Source organism: Streptomyces sp. NPDC004327, from assembly GCF_042873935.1.
In the GTDB taxonomy this organism is placed as follows: Bacteria; Actinomycetota; Actinomycetes; order Streptomycetales; family Streptomycetaceae; genus Streptomyces.
Genome location: NZ_JBIAME010000002.1, coordinates 893,996 through 911,071, shown reverse-complemented (window position 1 = coordinate 911,071; position 17,076 = coordinate 893,996). Strand labels below are relative to the sequence as shown.

Below are 17,076 nucleotides of genomic sequence, written 5' to 3'. Positions count from 1 at the left end.
TGGTCGGTCGCCGCCCCGGCCGCGGGCAGGGGTTTGGATGTTTATGCGGACCAAACCCTACTGGACGCTATTTGGGGTCGCGCGGGGAGGGTGCCCAACGCGCCGTCCGAGCCCCCGAAGGGGTGGACTCCGGCGTGTTGGAGGCGGGTACCAGGGGGCCGTTCGGCGGCGTACGGGCCGCACGGGCGGGGCTTCTGACGGCCAGTCGCCCGGGCGGGGATAGCGTGACGGGATGCCGTACTTCGACGCCGCATCGGCGGCTCCGCTGCACCCCGTCGCCCGTCAGGCGCTGCTCGCCGCCCTGGACGAGGGCTGGGCCGATCCGGCCCGGCTCTACCGGGAGGGGCGGCGGGCCCGGATGCTGCTCGACGCGGCGCGGGAGGCGGCGGCGGAGGCGGTCGGCTGCCGGCCCGACGAGCTCGTGTTCACTCCTTCGGGGACGCGCGCGGTTCACGCGGGCGTCGCCGGGGCGCTCGCCGGGCGCCGGCGGGCCGGGGACCGGCTCGTGGTGTCGGCGGTCGAGCACTCCTCCGTGCTGCACGCCGGCGAGGCGCACGCGGCGGCGGGCGGGACGGTGACCGAGGTGCCGGTGGGGCGCTCGGGCGCGGTGGACCCGGAGGTCTTCGCGGCGGCGCTCGACTCCCGCACCGCCCTCGCCTGTCTGCAGTCCGCCAACCACGAGGTGGGCACGGAGCAGCCGGTGGCCGAGGTGGCGGCGGCCTGCCGGGCGGCACAGGTGCCGCTGCTGGTGGACGCGGCGCAGTCGCTGGGCTGGGGGCCGGTGCCGGAGGGCTGGTCGCTGCTCGCGGCGAGCGCGCACAAGTGGGGCGGTCCGGCGGGCGTCGGGCTGCTCGCGGTGCGCAAGGGGGTCCGGTTCGCGCCGCAAGGCCCGTCGGACGAACGGGAGTCGGGGCGCGCGCCGGGCTTCGAGAACCTGCCGGCGATCGTGGCGGCGGCGGCCTCGCTGCGGGCGGTGCGGGCACAGGCCGCGGCCGAGTCGGCGCGGCTGCGGGTGCTGGTGGACCGGATCCGGGCACGGGTGCCGGAACTGGTGGGGGACGTGGAGGTGGTGGGCGATCCGGTGCGCCGGCTGCCCCACCTCGTCACGTTCTCCTGTCTCTATGTCGACGGGGAGACGCTGCTGGCCGAGCTGGACCGGGCGGGTTTCTCCGTTTCGTCCGGTTCTTCGTGCACGAGTTCGACGCTGACGCCCAGCCATGTGCTGCGCGCGATGGGCGTGCTGAGCGAGGGCAACGTCCGGGTGTCGCTGCCGGCGGGCACGGCGGAGGAGGACGTGGACCGCTTCCTGGCCGTCCTGCCGGGTGTGGTGTCCTCGGTGCGCGAGCGGCTCGGCGTCCCGGCGGCGATGACCTCACCTCCGGTGGCGGCGGCCGGCACCCTCGTGGTCGACGCCCTCGGCCGGCGCTGCCCGATCCCGGTCATCGAGCTCGCCAAGGTGATCGGCGACGTCCCGGTGGGCGGCACGGTCACCGTCCTCTCGGACGACGGGGCGGCGCGCCTGGACATCCCGGCGTGGTGCGAGATGCGGGGGCAGGAGTACGTGGGCGAGGAGCCGTCGCCGAAGGGCGGGACGGCGTACGTGGTGCGGCGTGTGTCCTGAACGCGCGGGAGCCCCGGGGCGTGCGCCCCGGGGCTCCCGCGAGAAGCCGTGCGTCAGGAGAGGTGCGCCTGGACCTCGGCGGCGGCGTCCTCGCCGTAGGCCTTGGTGAAGCGCTCCATGAAGTTGGCGCGGCGCAGGGTGTACTCCTGGGTGCCCAGGGTCTCGATCACCAGGGTGGCGAGCATGCAGCCGACCTGGGCGGCGCGCTCCAGGCCGACGCCCCAGGCGAGACCGGTCAGGAAGCCGGCGCGGAAGGCGTCGCCGACGCCGGTCGGGTCGACCTTGGCGTCCTCCTCCGGGCAGCCGACCTCGATCGGGTCCTCGCCGACACGCTCGATGCGCACACCGCGCGAGCCGAGGGTGGTGACCCGGTGGCCGACGCGGCTAAGGATCTCCTCGTCGGTCCAGCCGGTCTTCGACTCGATGAGGCCCTTCTCGTACTCGTTGGAGAAGAGGTAGGTGGCGCCGTCGAGCAGCGTGCGGATCTCCTCGCCGTCCATCCGCGCGATCTGCTGCGAGAAGTCGGCGGCGAAGGCGATCTCGCGGGTCCGGCACTCCTCCGTGTGGCGGAGCATCGCCTCGGGGTCGTCGGCGCCGATCAGGACCAGGTCGAGGCCGCCCACGCGGTCGGCGACGGCCTTGAGCTCGATCAGCCGGGCCTCGCTCATGGCGCCGGTGTAGAAGGAGCCGATCTGGTTGTGGTCCTTGTCCGTGGTGCAGACGAAGCGGGCGGTGTGCAGGACCTCGGAGATGCGGACCGAGGTGGTGTCGACGCCGTGCCGGTCGAGCCAGGCACGGTACTCGTCGAAGTCGTAACCGGCCGCGCCCACCAGGATCGGGTTGCCGCCGAGCTGGCCCATTCCGAAGCAGATGTTCGGGCCCACGCCGCCCCGTCGGATGTCGAGGTTGTCGACGAGGAAGGAGAGCGAGACCGTGTGCAGCTGGTCCGCCACGAGCTGGTCGGCGAACCGGCCCGGGAAGGTCATGAGGTGGTCGGTGGCGATGGAGCCGGTGACTGCGATACGCACGGCTGGATGCTCCCGTGGGGAAGGACGGTAATGACAGTTCACGCTACCGGGTGCGGGGGCGGAAGCCGAACAGCGGAAACTACCCCAGAGTAGGTCTTTTCCCCGGCGCCCGGGCGTGCGTACCGTGCCGCCATGACCGAGTACCCCGCTCCTCGTGAGCCCCAGGAGTCCGAGTTCAGCCTCGCCGAGCTGTGCGGGGACGGCGCGCGGATGGCCCCGCACTGGGTCCCCGACTCCGTGCCGGCCGCCGCTCCGGTCTCACCTGCGCTGATCCACGGCGTACGCGTGCCGGCCGCGTCGGCCCGGCTGATCGCCGCGACACCCGAGTACGGGATCTGACACCAGAACCGGAACCGGTTGACCGTCGTTCCCGTCCCAGGGATGTCCTTGGGAAGGAGCGAATGGTGAGCAGTCCACAGACGCGGACCGCGCGTTCGGGGAAGCGTCCGTTTCTTGTCACCTCGGTGGCGGCGGCGGTGCTCCTCGTGGGCGGCGGAGGCGTGTACTACGCCGCCACGGCCAACGGCGACGGCGGTGGCGGTGGCAGTACCGGTGCCAGTGGCGGTGCCGGTGCCGGAGGCACGTCGGCGCCCTCGGCGCCGAAGCAGGGCGGCGGTCCGGGGATCGCGCCGGGCGAACCCGACCCGGGCGGTTCCGGCGGGACCGTCTACCGGGTCCGGGGCCCCCTCCCCCATGGGCCCTCCTCGGCCGCTGTCCACCGGCCCGAGGGCCGGGTCACCTCGGCGGAGGTGACCCGGCTGGCCCGGGCCCTCGGGCTGGCCGGCACGCCCCGGCTGGTGTCCGGGGTGTGGCAGCTGACGCCGGAGAAGGACACGAACGGGCTGCGGCTCGACGTGTCGGAGCGGGCGCCGGGGAGCTGGACGATCAGCCGCCACGACGGCGGCCCGGTCGGCGACACCTGTCTCAAGGGCAAGGAGTGCCCGCCGCCGGGCGAGGCGAAGCCCCCGGCGGGCGGCGGTTCTCCCGTGAGCGAGGCGGCGGCGAAGGCGGCGGTGGCGCCGGTCCTCAAGGCGATCGGCCAGGACGACGCCAAGCTGGACGCGACCCAGATCATGAACGGCTCGGTACGGGTGGTCAACGCCGACCCGGTCGTCGACGGCCTGCCCACGTACGGCTGGTCGACCGGCATCCAGGTGGGCCCCGACGGCTCCGTGGTGGCCGGGAGCGGGCGGCTGGTCGAGCCGGCCAAGGGCGCCGCGTATCCGGTGATCGGGGCGCAGCAGGCGCTGGACGAGCTGAACCGGGCGGAGAAGGGCACCGGAGCGGCCGGGATCGGCGGCTGCGCGATCGACCCGCCGGCGGGCAAGGCGCAGGGCGAGGGCGACCCGAGCCGGGCGGACTCCCCCTGCCCGGCGCCGAAGCCGCATGTGGTCACGGTCACGGGCGCCGTCTTCGGGCTGGCCGCGCAGGACGTGGGCGGCGAGGTGTCCCTGGTGCCGGCGTGGCTGTTCGAGGCACGGGAGCAGGCCGGCGCGAAGCCGTACACGGTGGTGCGGACGGCGGTGGAGCCCCGGTATCTGACGGCACCGGCTCAGTCGGCGCCGCCGGCGAAGGCGGAGCGGCAGATCAGCGCGTACAAGGCGGACGCGAGCGGCCGGCAGCTGTCGGTGACCTTCTGGGGCGGGGTGTGCAGCACGTACACCGTCACGGCGGACGAGACCCCGCGGGAGGTGACCGTGCGGATCGCCGAGCAGCCGACGGAGCCCGGCAAGGCGTGCATCGCGATCGCCGTGGAGATCACGAAGACGGTGACGCTGGACGCACCGCTGGACGGCCGGGCGGTGGTGGACGGGGCGAGCGGACAGCCCGTGCCCCGGTCGTAGCCCCGCGGATAGGCCCCGGTCGCAGGCCCCGGTCGCCAGGCCCCGGTCGCGGGCCCTGGACGCGCGAGAGGGCGGCACCCACGGTGTGGGTGCCGCCCTCTCGCGTACGTACGGCCGAGCGCTACGGCTTAGCTGAAGCTGTCGCCGCAGGCGCAGGAACCCGTGGCGTTCGGGTTGTCGATCGTGAAGCCCTGCTTCTCGATGGTGTCGACGAAGTCGACCTGCGCGCCGCCCAGGTACGGGGCGCTCATGCGGTCGGTGACGACCTTGACGCCATCGAAGTCCTTGACGACGTCGCCGTCGAGCGAGCGCTCGTCGAAGAACAGCTGGTAGCGCAGGCCGGAGCAGCCACCGGGCTGAACGGCGACGCGCAGAGCCAGGTCGTCGCGGCCTTCCTGGTCGAGCAGGGCCTTGACCTTGGCCGCGGCGGCGTCGGTCAGGATGATGCCGTCGGTGACGGTGCTGGTCTCGTCCGATACGGACATCTACATCTCTCCCGGGTTGTACGGAGACTGCTTGCCGACGTTGCAACCGGCACGGCCGCGGATTCATTCCGGGGCGGACGGGGCCGGGGCGCGTCTTTTACCTCTTTTCATGCTCGCACACGCTGTCCACCGACGCGGAAGGCGAATTCGTCACATCGACACTATGGACATCGTCAAAGTGACGTGAACCGGTTATGATAGATAGCGTCATTTAGACGAAAAGGCTTTACGAGGCTCACCTCAGATGCAGAAAGGGTGCGTGACGTGACCACCGCCCAGCCCCTGGACGTCCAGCCGACGCCGCTCGCCCTCCTGCTGCTCGGCCGGGAGGCCGACCCCAAGAGCGAGCGCGGCGTGGAGTGCCCCGGCGACCTCCCGTCGCCCTCCGACCCGGACCTGGTGGAGCGTGCCCGCGCCGCCAAGGAGAAGCTCGGGGACAAGGTCTTCGTCCTCGGCCACCACTACCAGCGTGACGAGGTCATCCAGTTCGCCGACGTCACCGGCGACTCCTTCAAGCTCGCGCGTGACGCCGCCGCCAAGCCGGAGGCCGAGTACATCGTCTTCTGCGGCGTGCACTTCATGGCCGAGTCCGCGGACATCCTGACCGGTGACGACCAGAAGGTCGTGCTGCCGGACCTGGCCGCGGGCTGCTCGATGGCCGACATGGCCACCGCCGAGCAGGTCGCCGAGTGCTGGGACGTGCTGACCGAGGCCGGCATCGCCGAGCAGGTCGTGCCCGTCTCGTACATGAACTCCTCGGCCGACATCAAGGCGTTCACCGGCAAGCACGGCGGCACGATCTGCACCTCGTCCAACGCGAAGAAGGCCCTGGACTGGGCCTTCGAGCAGGGCGAGAAGGTGCTCTTCCTGCCGGACCAGCACCTGGGCCGCAACACCGCCGTCCGCGACATGGGCATGTCCCTGGACGACTGCGTGGTCTACAACCCGCACAAGCCGAACGGCGGGCTCACCACCGAGGAGCTGCGCGCCGCGAAGATGATCCTGTGGCGCGGCCACTGCTCGGTGCACGGCCGCTTCAGCCTGGACTCGGTCAACGACGTGCGCGAGCGCATCCCGGGCGTCAACGTGCTCGTCCACCCCGAGTGCAAGCACGAGGTCGTCGCCGCGGCCGACTACGTGGGCTCCACGGAGTACATCATCAAGGCCCTGGAGGCGGCCCCGGCCGGCTCGAAGTGGGCGATCGGCACCGAGCTGAACCTGGTCCGCCGCCTGGCGAACCGCTTCGCCCCCGAGGGCAAGGAGATCGTCTTCCTCGACAAGACGGTCTGCTTCTGCTCGACCATGAACCGGATCGACCTGCCGCACCTGGTGTGGACCCTGGAGTCCCTCGCCGAGGGCAACCTGGTCAACCGGATCGAGGTCGACAAGGAGACGGAGGCGTTCGCCAAGCTCGCGCTGGAGCGGATGCTGGCGCTGCCGTAACGATTCCTCGTACGGACATGCGAAAGGGGCGCCCCGCGCGATGCGGGGCGCCCCTTCGTCATAATGCCGTGCGCGGGTCCGTACGGATCAGACCGCGGCCGGCTCCTTCGTCTGCGGCGGGACCGGGGTGTCGCCGGCCGCCTTCTTCTCCCGCTTCGCCGCCTTCTTCTTCGCGCGGCGCTCCTTGCGGAGCTCCACCATCGCGTAGAGCGTCGGCACGAGCAGCAGGGTCAGCAGCGTCGAGGTGATCAGACCGCCGATCACCACCACGGCCAGCGGCTGGGCGATGAAGCCGCCCTCGCCGGTGACCCCGAGCGCCATCGGGAGCAGGGCGAAGATCGTCGCCAGGGCCGTCATGAGGATCGGGCGCAGCCGGTGCCGGCCGCCCTCGACGACGGCCTCGATCACGCCGAGGCCCTGGGCCCGGTACTGGTTGATCAGGTCGATCAGGACGATCGCGTTGGTGACCACGATGCCGATGAGCATCAGCATGCCGATCATCGCCGGGACGCCCATCGCCGTGCCGGTGGCGACCAGCAGGCCGATGGCGCCGGTGGCCGCGAACGGGATGGAGACCAGCAGGATCAGCGGCTGGATCAGCGAGCGGAAGGTCGCGACCAGGAGCATGAAGACGATCGCCACGGCGGCGAGCATCGCCAGGCCCATCTTGCCGGTGGCGTCGGACTGGTCCTGGGAGACGCCGCCGATGGAGGCGGTGGCGCCGTCGGGCAGGTCCAGCGCGTTGATCTTCGTCTGGAGCTCGGCGCTCACCGCGCCGGTGTTGTCCGTGGTCGGCTTGGCCGAGATCGTCGCCGCGCGGGCGCCGTCGATCCGGGTCATGGAGACCGGGCCGGGCACCAGGTCGACGTGCGCGATGTCGCCGAGCGTGACCGGGCCGAGCGGCAGCGCCTTCAGCTCGGCCAGGGTGGTGGCCGGGTGCGCGGAGGTGATCAGGACGTCCCGCTCGGTGTCGTCGAGGACCGCCTTGGCCGCCGGGGTGCCGTGCACCGCCTGGGCCACGACCATGCCGAGGGTGGTGTCGTCGAAGCCGGCGTCGGCCGCCTTCTCGTTGGCCCGGACCGAGATCCGCGGCACCGACTGGGACAGGTCGCTCTGCACGTCGGTGACGTTCTTGAGCTGGGCGACGGCGTCCTGGACCTGCTGGGAGGCCTTCTTCAGGGTCGCCGGGTCGGCGGCCTTGACGACCACGCTGAGGTCCTGGTTGCCGAAGCCGGCCCCGGCGGCGACGGTGGTGTCACCGATGCCGTCGAGCTTGCCGAAGGCCTCGTGCAGGGCGTCGCGGGTCTTCTCGTACGAGGCGGAGTCCTCCAGGGTCACCTGGTACGAGGCCTGGTTGGCGCCGGTGCCGCCGCCGAAGGCCGCCATGAAGCCGGAGGAGCCGACGGTGACCTGGTAGTCCTTGACGCCCTTGGTGCCGGCGAGGACCTTCTCGACCTTCTTCGCGGCCTCGTCCGAGGCGGCGAGGCTGGTGCCCGGGGCCAGCTTCTGCTTGACCGTCAGGACCGGCTGGTCGCCCTGGTCGAAGAAGTTGGTCTTCAGCAGCGGCGCCATGCCGAAGGTGCCGAAGAGGACCACGAAGGCGATGACGATGCTGGTGGCGCGGCGCCGGGTGGCGAAGCGCAGCACCGGCACGTACGCGCGCTGCAGACGGCTCCTCGTCTCCTTCTCCTCGGCGGCGCGGCGGGCCTCCTCCGGGTCCTCGGAGGTGCCCTTGGGGGCGCGCAGGAACCAGTACGAGAGGACCGGGACGACCGTCAGGGAGACCAGCAGCGAGGCGAGCAGGGCCGCGGTGACGGTGAGGCTGAAGGAGCCGAACAGCTCGCCGATCATGCCGCCGACCAGGCCGATCGGCAGGAAGACGGCGACGGTGGTGAGGGTCGAGGAGGTGACCGCGCCGGCGACCTCCCGGACCGCGGTGACGATCGCGGTCTGCCGCTCCTCGCCGTAGCCGAGGTGCCGCTTGATGTTCTCCAGGACCACGATCGAGTCGTCGACGACCCGGCCGATGGCGATGGTGAGCGCGCCGAGCGTCAGCACGTTCAGGGAGAGGTCGCGGGTCCACAGCACGATCAGGGCGAGGACGACCGAGAGCGGGATGGAGACCGCGGTGACCAGGGTGGAGCGCAGCGAGGCCAGGAAGACCAGGATGACGAGGACGGCCATGAGGAGGCCGAGCGCGCCCTCGGTGGTGAGGCCGGAGATCGACTTGGCGACGGCCGGGCCCTGGTCGGAGACCACGGTCAGCTCGGCGCCCGAGCCGAGGTCCTTGCGCAGCTGGGGCAGCTTGTCCTTGACCGCGTCGGAGATGGCGACGGCGCTGCCGTCCTTGTCCATGGTGGCCAGGACGGCGAGGCTGGGCTTGCCGTTGGTGCGGGTCAGGGAGACCGCGGTGGCCTCCTCCTGCTTCACGGTGGCGACGTCGCCGAGGCGGACCGCCTTGCCCTTCTCGGGCTTGATCCGCAGGTCCTGGATCTGCTGGAGCGAGGTGTAGCCGCCGCCGACCTGGACGGTGCGGCTCTTGCCGGCCTCGGAGAAGGAACCGGCGGGCATGGTGCCGCCGCCGTTGCGGATGGCCTCGGTGAGCTTCATCGGGCTCAGGCCGGCCGCGGCGAGCTTGCGCTCGTCCGGGGTGACGGAGACCTGGAGGTCGCGGACGCCGTCGACGCGGACCTGGGCGACGCCGTCGATGTCCTCCAGGACGGGGACGACGGTCCGGTCCAGCTGGTCGGCGAGCGCCTGCTGGTCCTTGTCGGAGGTGACGGCGAGCACGACCGTCGGGATGTCGTCGGTGGAACCGGCCACCACCTGCGGGTCGACCGAGTCCGGCAGCTGGGCGCGGGCCCGGTTGACGGCCTGCTGGACGTCGGCGACGAGCTGCTTGGTCCCCTCGTCCCCGTAGTCGAAGCTGGCCATGATGACGGCGCTGCCCTCGGAGGCGGTGGACGTGATGCCCTTGATGCCGTCGACGGCCTTGAGGTTGTTCTCCAGCGGCTGGACGACCTGCTTCTCGACCACGTCCGGGGACGCGCCCTGGTAGGGGGCGAGGATCGAGACCATCGGCAGCTCGATGGACGGGAACAGCTGCTGCTTCAGCTGCGGGACGGCTATCGCTCCGAAGAGGAGCGCGACGAGGGACATCAGCCCGATCAGGGCCCGTTGCGCGAGGCTGAATCTGGACAGCCAGGACATGGGGACTCTCTTCTGTGGCGTACGCGGCAGGCGGGCGACCGGGCCGGACGTGACGGACCCAGAGATGCCCGCCTCTACCTTCGGCCATGAACGCGGCCGGATCCTCGGCCCCCGGTCCCACTTCCTTACGGCGCGCATACCGCGTCTGGAGTACGCCGGAGCCGCCCGTCACTCCACCCTTGGACGGACGAGCCCCGACTCGTACGCGGTGACCACCAGTTGGGCCCGGTCGCGGGCGCCCAGCTTGGCCATGGTCCGGTTGACGTGCGTCTTGACGGTGAGCGGGCTGACGTCGAGCCGCTCGGCGATCTCGTCGTTGGAGTGCCCGCCCGCCACCAGGACGAGCACCTCCCGCTCGCGGGCGGTCAGCGCGGCAAGGCGCTCGGCGTACGACGGCGCCGTCTCGCGGTCCGGGTCGGCGCCGCCGCCCTGCGCGAGGAAGCGGGCGATCAGGCCCTTGGTGGCGGCCGGCGAGAGCAGCGCCTCGCCGCCGTGCGCGATCCGGATGGCGCCGAGCAGCTCCTCCGGCTCGGCGCCCTTGCCGAGGAAGCCGGAGGCGCCGGCGCGCAGCGACTGCACCACGTACTCGTCGACCTCGAAGGTGGTCAGCATGACGATCCGTACGGCGGCGAGCTCCGGGTCCGCGGTGATCAGCCGGGTCGCGGCGAGGCCGTCCGTCCCGGGCATGCGGATGTCCATGAGGACGACGTCGGGCCGTTCGTCACGGGCCCGGGCCACCGCCTCGGCGCCGTCGGCGGCCTCGGCGACGACCTCCATGTCGGGCTCGGAGTTCACCAGGACCTTGAAGGCGCTGCGCAGCAGGGCCTGGTCGTCGGCGAGCAGCACCCGGATCGGGCCCGTCTCCTCGGTCCGGGTCATCCGTGGTCCTCCCCCGTGCGGCCGGTCACGGGCAGTATCGCCTGCACCCGGAAGCCGCCGCCGTAGCGGGGTGCGGCGGTGAGCGTGCCGCCGAGCGCGATGACCCGCTCGCGCATCCCGAGCAGGCCGTGGCCGCCGCCGTGGATCCCGCCGTCCGCGCCCGCCTGTCCGGGGATCGCGGGCGGCGGGGCGCCGTCGTCGAGGACGGTGATCTCGACCGTGCGGCCCACGCGGAGCACGCTCACCTCGGCGCGGGCGTCGGCGCCGGCGTGCTTGCGGACGTTGGTCAGCGCCTCCTGGATGATCCGGTAGGCGGCGAGGTCGACGGCCGCCGGCAGCGCGGCGCCGGCGTCGGTGCGGGTCAGCTCCACCGGCAGGCCCGCGTTGCGGAAGGTGGCCAGCAGGTCGTCGAGGACGGCGAGGCCCGACACCGGCTCGGTCGGCGCCTCCGGGTCGCCGGACTGGCGGAGCAGCCCGACGGTGGCGCGCAGCTCGTCGAGGGCCGAGCGGGAGGCGGCGCGGACGTGCGCGAGGGCCTCCTTGGCCTGGTCGGGCCGCTTGTCCATGACATGGGCGGCGACGCCCGCCTGCACGTTGACCAGGGCGATGTGGTGGGCGACGACGTCGTGCAGGTCGCGGGCGATCCGCAGCCGCTCCTCGGCGACCCGCCGCCGGGCCTCCTCCTCGCGGGTGCGCTCGGCGCGCTCGGCCCGTTCCCGGATCGCGTCGACGAACGCCCGGCGGCTGCGCACGGCGTCGCCGGCGGCCGCGGCCATCCCGGTCCAGGCGAAGACGCCCACGTTCTCCTGGGCGTACCAGGGCGTGCCGCCGAAGAACATGGCGGTGCCGGTCAGCAGCGCCATGGTGGCGAGGCCGAGCCGCCAGGTGGTGGGCCGGTCGGTGCGCGAGGCGACGGTGTAGAGCGCGATGACGGCGCCCATCGCGACGGGCGCCGGCCGGGCGTCGCCGACCAGCTCGACCAGGGCGAACGCGGAGGTGGCGGCGAGCACCGCGATGGGCCGGCGGCGGCGCAGGACCAGCGCGGACGCCCCGCACAGCATCAGGACGATCCCGCCGGCGGTGGGCGTCCGGTCGCCGAAGGTGGGCCCCTCGGGGCTGCCGTGCGGGTCGGTGAAGGAGGCGAGCAGCATGGCCACGAACACGAGCACCGCGAGCCCGGCGTCGAAGGCGAGCGGATGGGCCCGCAGGCGGTCCCGGGTCCGCGCGAGCAGGATGCCGTTGGTCGTCACGACAGAAGACGGTACGGGGTCCGCAGACGACGGTGCCCCGTCCCTGTGCGGAGGACGGGGCACCACCGGTGGTCCGTGCCGTGCTGTCGTGCCGGGCTGTCGTGCGGGCGGTCAGCCGGGGATGAGGCCCTCGCCGGAGAGCATCTCGCGGACCTCGTCGAGGGCCGCGTCCGGGGACGGAAGGATCAGCTCCGAGGGCTCCAGGGCGTCGTCCGGGAGCGGCGTGCCGAGCTCCCGCACCTTGTCGAGCAGGGCGCCGAGGGTCCGGCGGAAGCCGGCCTCGTCGCCCGACTCCATCTCGGCCAGGAGTTCGTCGTCGAGCGCGTTGAGCTCGGCGAAGTGACTGTCGGCCAGGCTGACCTGGCCCTCCCCCATGATCCGTACGATCATGACGTGCCGTCCTCCTGCTGCGAAGGGGCGCCTACTTCTCGTAGCGCGGGTGGGACTGCTGCTGCGACTGGTTCTGGCTCTGGCCGTTGCCGCCCTCGATGGCCTGCTGCTGCGCGGAGGGTCCGCCGGCCAGCTCGGCCTTCATCCGCTGGAGCTCCAGCTCGACGTCCGAACCGCCGGAGATCCGGTCCAGCTCGGCCTGGAGGTCGTCCTTGGCCAGGCCCGACTGGTCGTCGAGCGCGCCGGAGGCGAGCAGCTCGTCGATCGCGCCGGCCCGTGCCTGGAGCTGGGCGGTCTTGTCCTCGGCCCGCTGGATCGCGAGGCCGACGTCGCTCATCTCCTCCGAGATGCCGGAGAACGACTCGGCGATCCGGGTCTGCGCCTGGGCCGCCGTGTACGTGGCCTTGATCGTCTCCTTCTTGGTGCGGAAGGCGTCGACCTTGGCCTGCAGCCGCTGCGCGGCGAGGGTGAGCTTCTCCTCCTCGCCCTGCAGCGTCTGGTGCTGCACCTCCAGGTCGCTCACCTGCTGCTGGAGCGCGGCCTTGCGGGACAGCGCCTCACGCGCCAGGTCCTCGCGGCCCAGCGCCAGCGCCTTGCGGCCCTGGTCCTCCAGCTTGGCGGACTGGCCCTGGAGCTGGTTCAGCTGCAGCTCCAGGCGCTTGCGGGAGGTCGCCACGTCGGCGACGCCCCGGCGCACCTTCTGCAGCAGCTCCAGCTGCTTCTGGTACGAGTAATCGAGGGTCTCGCGCGGATCCTCGGCCCGGTCGAGGGCCTTGTTTGCCTTCGCGCGGAAGATCATCCCCATACGCTTCATCACACCGCTCATGGGCTTCGCGCGCCCCCTTCTGACGGACTCGGCTCCAGCACCCAACATGAACCACAGTACGGTTCATGTCTCCATTACCGCACTGTTCGGGGCCCGATGTGCTCCTCCCCAAGGACGAGTGAGGATCATCCCTCCTCCCGCCCAGGGAGTAGTGGATTCCCCGGTGTCCCACCGATTTCCACGGTGTTCCAAGGCCAGGGACGCAGGCCGTTAGCGGATCGTTCCCGCCCGTGCTGGGTCCCACACCATCCACCCCGTACGCTTGGCCTTGTGTTCCGTAGCCGTTCGAAGGATGAGAAGGCCCCCACCGAGCAGGTGACGGCGGACCTCTCCAAGCAGCCCCGCGACCCGCAGGCCCCCAAGGGCCGCCCGACTCCCAAGCGGAGCGACGCGCAGTCGCAGCGCCGCCGCGCGCAGTCCGCGCCGGCCGATCGCAAGGAGGCCATGAAGCGGCAGCGCGAGGCGCGCCGTGTGGATCTCGCCAAGCAGCGCGAGGCGCTGGCCAGCGGCGACGAGCGTTACCTGCCGGTCCGCGACAAGGGACCGGTGCGGCGTTTCGTCCGCGACTACATCGACTCGCGGTTCGTGGTCGCCGAGTTCTTCCTGCCGATCGCCGTGGTGATCCTGGTGCTGTCGCTGTTCGGCAACACCAACCGCGCGCTGCAGAACATCTCGCTGCTGCTGTGGGCCGCGGTGATCGTCCTGATCGTCATCGACTCGATCGGCATCTGGATCCGGCTCGGCAAGCAGCTGAAGCAGCGCTTCCCGAACCAGCCGACGCGCGGTGCGATCCCGTACGCCCTGATGCGCTCGCTCCAGATGCGCCGGCTGCGGCTGCCGAAGCCGCAGGTCAAGCGCGGAGAGCGGCCCTGAGCGCGGACCCTTCGGGCCCCGGCCCGGTGACGGGTCCGGGACCGGACCCGGCCGCGGTGCCGATCCCGGACCCGGTTGTGGACCCGATCCCGGCCGTGGAACCGACCCCGGACCTGGCCGCGGAGCCGGTATCGGCAGCGGTCGCGGAGCCGGACGCCGAGCCGGTGACGGCCGAGGCGGGTACCGGGGCGATGAGCGCCGCCGGGGCCGCCGAGGTGCTGCCCCTGGTGGGCCACTGGCCGGTGGTGCCCGGCGGGCTGCGCGACACGATCCGCCAGGAGCTCGTCGCCCGCCAGCTCGACGAGCAGATAGCCGCCCGCTACCCGGTGGGCCAGCGGCTGCGGATCCTCGACGCGGGCATGGGCCAGGGCGCCCAGGCGCTGCGCCTCGCCCGCGCCGGACACACCGTGACCGGCCTGGAGGCCGACCCCGAGCTGCTCACCGCCGCGCGCGAGTCCCTCGCCACCGAACCGGCCGGCATCCGCGAGCGGGTCCGGCTCCTCCAGGGCGACGGCCGCGAGACCGGCGTGCACTTCCTGCCCGGCAGCTTCGACGTCGTCCTGTGTCACGGCGTGCTCATGTACGCCGACCAGCCGGACGCCCTGCTCGCCGGCCTGGCCCGGATGCTGGCCCCCGGCGGCCTGCTCTCCCTGGTGGTGCGCAACGCGGAGGCGCTGGCCATGCGGCCGGGCCTCGCCGGGGACTGGGCGGGCGCGCTCGGCGCCTTCGAGTCCGACGCGTACACCGACCGCAACGGCACGAAGGTGCGCGCCGACCGCCTCGACGAGCTCACCTCGACCCTCGCCGGGATCGCGGCCCCACTGCACGCCTGGTACGGCGTGCGGGTCTTCACCGACGGCCTCCCGGGCGACGTGGGCCTGCCGGCCGCGGACGAGCTGGAGCGGCTGCTCACGGCGGAGGACCGGGCGGGCCGGAGCGACCCGTACCGGCGGATCGCCGGGCTGCTGCACCTGTGCGGGGTGCGCGGCTAGTACCCGTACGAACGGCCCGTACGAACAGTTCGTACGAACACGATTGCGCGGGAGCGGCGGTCAGGTGACCGCCGCTCCCGCGCGTCCTGACCGGTGTGACCCGCACCGAAGCCGTCCCCGCCCCCTCCGCCACGCCCGCCGTTCCCGCCCGTCAGGTCTGGCGTGCGCTCTACGGCCACTTCCGGCCGCACCGGGCCGCCGTCGCGCTCGGCGCGCTCCTGGCGCTGATCGGCGCGGCGAGCGGGCTCGCGCAGCCGCTCGCCGCGAAGACGCTGGTGGACCGGCTCGGCCACGACGAGCCGATCACCGCCGTGCTGCTCGTCCTGACCGGCCTCGTGGTCTTCGGAACGGCGGTCGAGGCGCTCGGCTCGTACGTCCTGGAGCGCACCGCCGAGTCGGTGGTCCTCGCCGCCCGGCGCTCGCTGATCGGGCGGCTGCTCCGGCTGCGCCTCGCGGAGGTGGAGAAGACGCAGCCGGGCGATCTGATGTCCCGGATCACCTCGGACACCACGCTGCTGCGGGCCGTCACCACCCAGTCCGTCGTGTCGGCGGCCACCGGCGGTCTCTCCTTCGTCGCCACGCTGGTCCTGATGGGCTTCATGGATCCGGTGCTGCTCGGCGTCACGCTCGGCGTGATCGTGCTGATCGGCGGGGCCGTGGCCGTGCTCATGCCCCGGATCGCGGCGGCGACCCGGCGTTCGCAGGAGGCGGTCGGCGAGATCTCCACGGTCCTGGAGCGGGCCTTCGGGGCGTTCCGCACGATCAAGGCGTCGGGCGCGGAGGCCCGGGAGACGGCGGTGGTGGACGCGGCGGCGGAGGAGGCCTGGCGGCACGGCGTGAAGTCCGCCAAGTGGCAGTCGCTCGCGGGCTCCTCGATCGGGCTCGCGGTGCAGGTGTCGTTCCTGGCGGTGCTCGGGATCGGCGGCGCGCGGGTGGCGTCGGGGGCCACCACGATCTCCTCGCTCATCGCCTTCCTGCTCTTCCTGTTCTACCTGATCGAGCCGATCTCGAAGCTGGTGGAGGCGGCGACGCAGTTCCAGGTGGGCTCGGCGGCGGTCGCGCGGATCCTGGAGGCCGAGGCGCTGGACGTCGAGGCACTGGGGGCGGCGGGGGCCGTAGCGGCGGGCGAGGCGCGGGAGCCGGGCGAAGCGCGGGAGAGGGGACGCGGGCCCGCGTCCGTCGTCTTCGACGAGGTCTCCTTCCGCTACCGCGACGACCTGCCGCCCGTGCACCAGGGCGTCTCCTTCGCCGTGCCCGGCCGGGGCATGACCGCCTTCGTCGGCCCGTCGGGCGCCGGCAAGACCACCCTCTTCGGGCTCGTCGAGCGGTTCTACGAGACGACCGGCGGCCGGGTCCTGGTCGACGGCCGTGACGTACGGGAGTGGCCGCTCGACGAGCTGCGGGCCGCCATCGGGTACGTGGAGCAGGACGCGCCCGTCCTGTCGGGCACCCTGCGCGAGAACCTGACCTTCGCCGCGCCCGGCGCCAGTGAGGAGGAGATCGGGCAGGTGCTGGTACGGGCCCGTCTCGACGCCCTGGTGGAACGGCTGCCCGACGGCCTGGAGACCGTCGTCGGCCACCGCGGCTCCAAGCTCTCGGGCGGCGAGCGGCAGCGCGTCGCCATCGCCCGCGCGCTGCTGCGCAAGCCCCGGCTGCTGCTGCTCGACGAGGCGACCTCGCAGCTGGACGCGGTCAACGAGCTGGCGCTGCGGGACGTGGTGGCGGAGGTCGCGAAGGAGACCACGGTGCTCGTCGTGGCCCACCGGCTGTCCACGGTCACGCTCGCCGACCGGATCGTCGTCATGGAGGCGGGCCGGGTGCGGGCGGTGGGCACGCACGGGGAGCTGGTGGCGGGGGACGAGCTGTACGGGGAGCTGGCGGCGACGCAGTTCCTGGCGCCGAGGTGACCGGCGCGGCGCCGCCGGCAGCACGGAAAGGGGGCGCGGGCCCGTCAGGCCCGCGCCCCCTCCCCCGTCGCCGGGCGCCCTGGCCCTAGCCCTCCGCGTTGAGGGGCATCGGGCCGTAGATCTTCGCCCCGTCCTCCGACAGCGTCACCTGGTCCGCGCCGCCGTCCAGCAGGTCGCGCCAGTTCTCACCGAGCCAGGACTCGGCGTCGCCCTGGGTGGTGAACTCTTCGGGGGCCACCGACGGAGCGACCTCCGTGCCGTCGGAATTCTCGAACCGCCACGTCCATGCCATGTCCGCCTCCTGGGGATCCTGGGGCTCACCGGATGA

Annotated in this window: 15 protein-coding genes; 7 read left to right on the top strand and 8 right to left on the bottom strand. The window is 72.6% G+C overall.

Annotation, left to right across the window (positions count from 1 at the left end; all coding sequences use genetic code 11):
- Positions 1–232 precede the first annotated feature (232 nt).
- Positions 233–1,621: a cysteine desulfurase/sulfurtransferase TusA family protein gene (locus ACFYU9_RS10240; RefSeq protein ID WP_389205383.1), complete on the top strand. Its 1,389-nt coding sequence runs from the start codon at positions 233–235 to the stop codon at positions 1,619–1,621.
- A gap of 53 nt (positions 1,622–1,674) precedes the next feature.
- Here the strand turns inward: ACFYU9_RS10240 and ACFYU9_RS10235 are convergent, their stop codons facing one another.
- A complete protein-coding gene (locus tag ACFYU9_RS10235; protein WP_389205385.1) occupies positions 1,675–2,649 on the bottom strand; it encodes a carbohydrate kinase family protein in 975 nt (324 codons plus the stop codon).
- Positions 2,650–2,781: 132 nt separating this feature from the next.
- Between ACFYU9_RS10235 and ACFYU9_RS10230 the strand changes: the two genes are divergently transcribed.
- Together ACFYU9_RS10230 and ACFYU9_RS10225 are read left to right on the top strand one after the other, a co-directional pair.
- Positions 2,782–2,988, top strand: coding sequence for a hypothetical protein (locus ACFYU9_RS10230; protein WP_389205387.1), 207 nt, complete (start codon positions 2,782–2,784; stop codon positions 2,986–2,988).
- Between the two features lie 62 nt (positions 2,989–3,050).
- Complete coding sequence (locus ACFYU9_RS10225) at positions 3,051–4,493, top strand: hypothetical protein (RefSeq protein ID WP_389344084.1); 1,443 nt, start codon at positions 3,051–3,053, stop codon at positions 4,491–4,493.
- Positions 4,494–4,621: 128 nt separating this feature from the next.
- On the opposite strand, the gene erpA is transcribed toward ACFYU9_RS10225, so the two are convergent.
- Positions 4,622–4,978, bottom strand: coding sequence for an iron-sulfur cluster insertion protein ErpA (gene erpA / locus ACFYU9_RS10220; RefSeq protein WP_389205390.1), 357 nt, complete (start codon positions 4,976–4,978; stop codon positions 4,622–4,624).
- 255 nt (positions 4,979–5,233) lie between these two features.
- On the opposite strand from erpA, the gene nadA reads away from it, so the two are divergent.
- Positions 5,234–6,421, top strand: a complete 1,188-nt coding sequence (gene nadA / locus ACFYU9_RS10215) for a quinolinate synthase NadA (RefSeq protein WP_389205392.1) — start codon at positions 5,234–5,236, stop codon at positions 6,419–6,421.
- Positions 6,422–6,508: 87 nt separating this feature from the next.
- Here the strand turns inward: nadA and ACFYU9_RS10210 are convergent, their stop codons facing one another.
- The 5 genes from ACFYU9_RS10210 to ACFYU9_RS10190 form a co-directional block, all read right to left on the bottom strand.
- Positions 6,509–9,631: an efflux RND transporter permease subunit gene (locus ACFYU9_RS10210; RefSeq protein WP_389344082.1), complete on the bottom strand. Its 3,123-nt coding sequence runs from the start codon at positions 9,629–9,631 to the stop codon at positions 6,509–6,511.
- Between the two features lie 168 nt (positions 9,632–9,799).
- Complete coding sequence (locus ACFYU9_RS10205; protein WP_389344080.1) at positions 9,800–10,510, bottom strand: response regulator; 711 nt, start codon at positions 10,508–10,510, stop codon at positions 9,800–9,802.
- A complete protein-coding gene (locus ACFYU9_RS10200; protein ID WP_389344078.1) occupies positions 10,507–11,760 on the bottom strand; it encodes a sensor histidine kinase in 1,254 nt (417 codons plus the stop codon). Before ACFYU9_RS10200 ends, ACFYU9_RS10205 begins: the two co-directional genes overlap by 4 nt.
- A 111-nt stretch (positions 11,761–11,871) precedes the next feature.
- Positions 11,872–12,150 carry a hypothetical protein gene (locus tag ACFYU9_RS10195; protein WP_389205400.1) on the bottom strand — a complete coding sequence of 93 codons (279 nt, stop codon included), beginning with the start codon at positions 12,148–12,150 and terminating at the stop codon, positions 11,872–11,874.
- A gap of 31 nt (positions 12,151–12,181) precedes the next feature.
- Positions 12,182–12,976, bottom strand: coding sequence for a PspA/IM30 family protein (locus ACFYU9_RS10190; protein WP_389205402.1), 795 nt, complete (start codon positions 12,974–12,976; stop codon positions 12,182–12,184).
- A 270-nt stretch (positions 12,977–13,246) separates the two neighbouring features.
- Between ACFYU9_RS10190 and ACFYU9_RS10185 the strand changes: the two genes are divergently transcribed.
- The 3 genes from ACFYU9_RS10185 (at position 13,247) to ACFYU9_RS10175 (ending at position 16,748) form a co-directional block, all read left to right on the top strand.
- Positions 13,247–13,849: a DUF3043 domain-containing protein gene (locus ACFYU9_RS10185; protein ID WP_389205404.1), complete on the top strand. Its 603-nt coding sequence runs from the start codon at positions 13,247–13,249 to the stop codon at positions 13,847–13,849.
- A gap of 191 nt (positions 13,850–14,040) precedes the next feature.
- Complete coding sequence (locus ACFYU9_RS10180; protein ID WP_389206699.1) at positions 14,041–14,841, top strand: class I SAM-dependent methyltransferase; 801 nt, start codon at positions 14,041–14,043, stop codon at positions 14,839–14,841.
- A 95-nt stretch (positions 14,842–14,936) separates the two neighbouring features.
- Positions 14,937–16,748 (top strand): ABC transporter ATP-binding protein, encoded by a 1,812-nt coding sequence (locus ACFYU9_RS10175; protein WP_389344076.1) that lies wholly within the window; start codon positions 14,937–14,939, stop codon positions 16,746–16,748.
- Positions 16,749–16,833: 85 nt separating this feature from the next.
- On the opposite strand, the gene ACFYU9_RS10170 is transcribed toward ACFYU9_RS10175, so the two are convergent.
- Entirely contained in the window at positions 16,834–17,040 is a 207-nt protein-coding gene (locus ACFYU9_RS10170; RefSeq protein ID WP_389205408.1) for a hypothetical protein, read from the bottom strand.
- Positions 17,041–17,076: the final 36 nt, after the last annotated feature.

Excerpts from the sequence above, each read along its gene's own strand:
- ACFYU9_RS10240 (WP_389205383.1), top strand. The coding sequence starts at position 233 with ATGCCGTACTTCGACGCCGCATCGGCGGCTCCGCTGCACCCCGTCGCC.
- ACFYU9_RS10210 (WP_389344082.1), bottom strand. The coding sequence starts at position 9,631 with ATGTCCTGGCTGTCCAGATTCAGCCTCGCGCAACGGGCCCTGATCGGG.
- erpA (WP_389205390.1), bottom strand. The coding sequence starts at position 4,978 with ATGTCCGTATCGGACGAGACCAGCACCGTCACCGACGGCATCATCCTG.
- ACFYU9_RS10180 (WP_389206699.1), top strand. The coding sequence starts at position 14,041 with ATGAGCGCCGCCGGGGCCGCCGAGGTGCTGCCCCTGGTGGGCCACTGG.
- ACFYU9_RS10170 (WP_389205408.1), bottom strand. The coding sequence starts at position 17,040 with ATGGCATGGACGTGGCGGTTCGAGAATTCCGACGGCACGGAGGTCGCT.
- ACFYU9_RS10205 (WP_389344080.1), bottom strand. The coding sequence starts at position 10,510 with ATGACCCGGACCGAGGAGACGGGCCCGATCCGGGTGCTGCTCGCCGAC.
- ACFYU9_RS10195 (WP_389205400.1), bottom strand. The coding sequence starts at position 12,150 with ATGATCGTACGGATCATGGGGGAGGGCCAGGTCAGCCTGGCCGACAGT.
- ACFYU9_RS10225 (WP_389344084.1), top strand. The coding sequence starts at position 3,051 with ATGGTGAGCAGTCCACAGACGCGGACCGCGCGTTCGGGGAAGCGTCCG.
- ACFYU9_RS10190 (WP_389205402.1), bottom strand. The coding sequence starts at position 12,976 with ATGAGCGGTGTGATGAAGCGTATGGGGATGATCTTCCGCGCGAAGGCA.
- ACFYU9_RS10230 (WP_389205387.1), top strand. The coding sequence starts at position 2,782 with ATGACCGAGTACCCCGCTCCTCGTGAGCCCCAGGAGTCCGAGTTCAGC.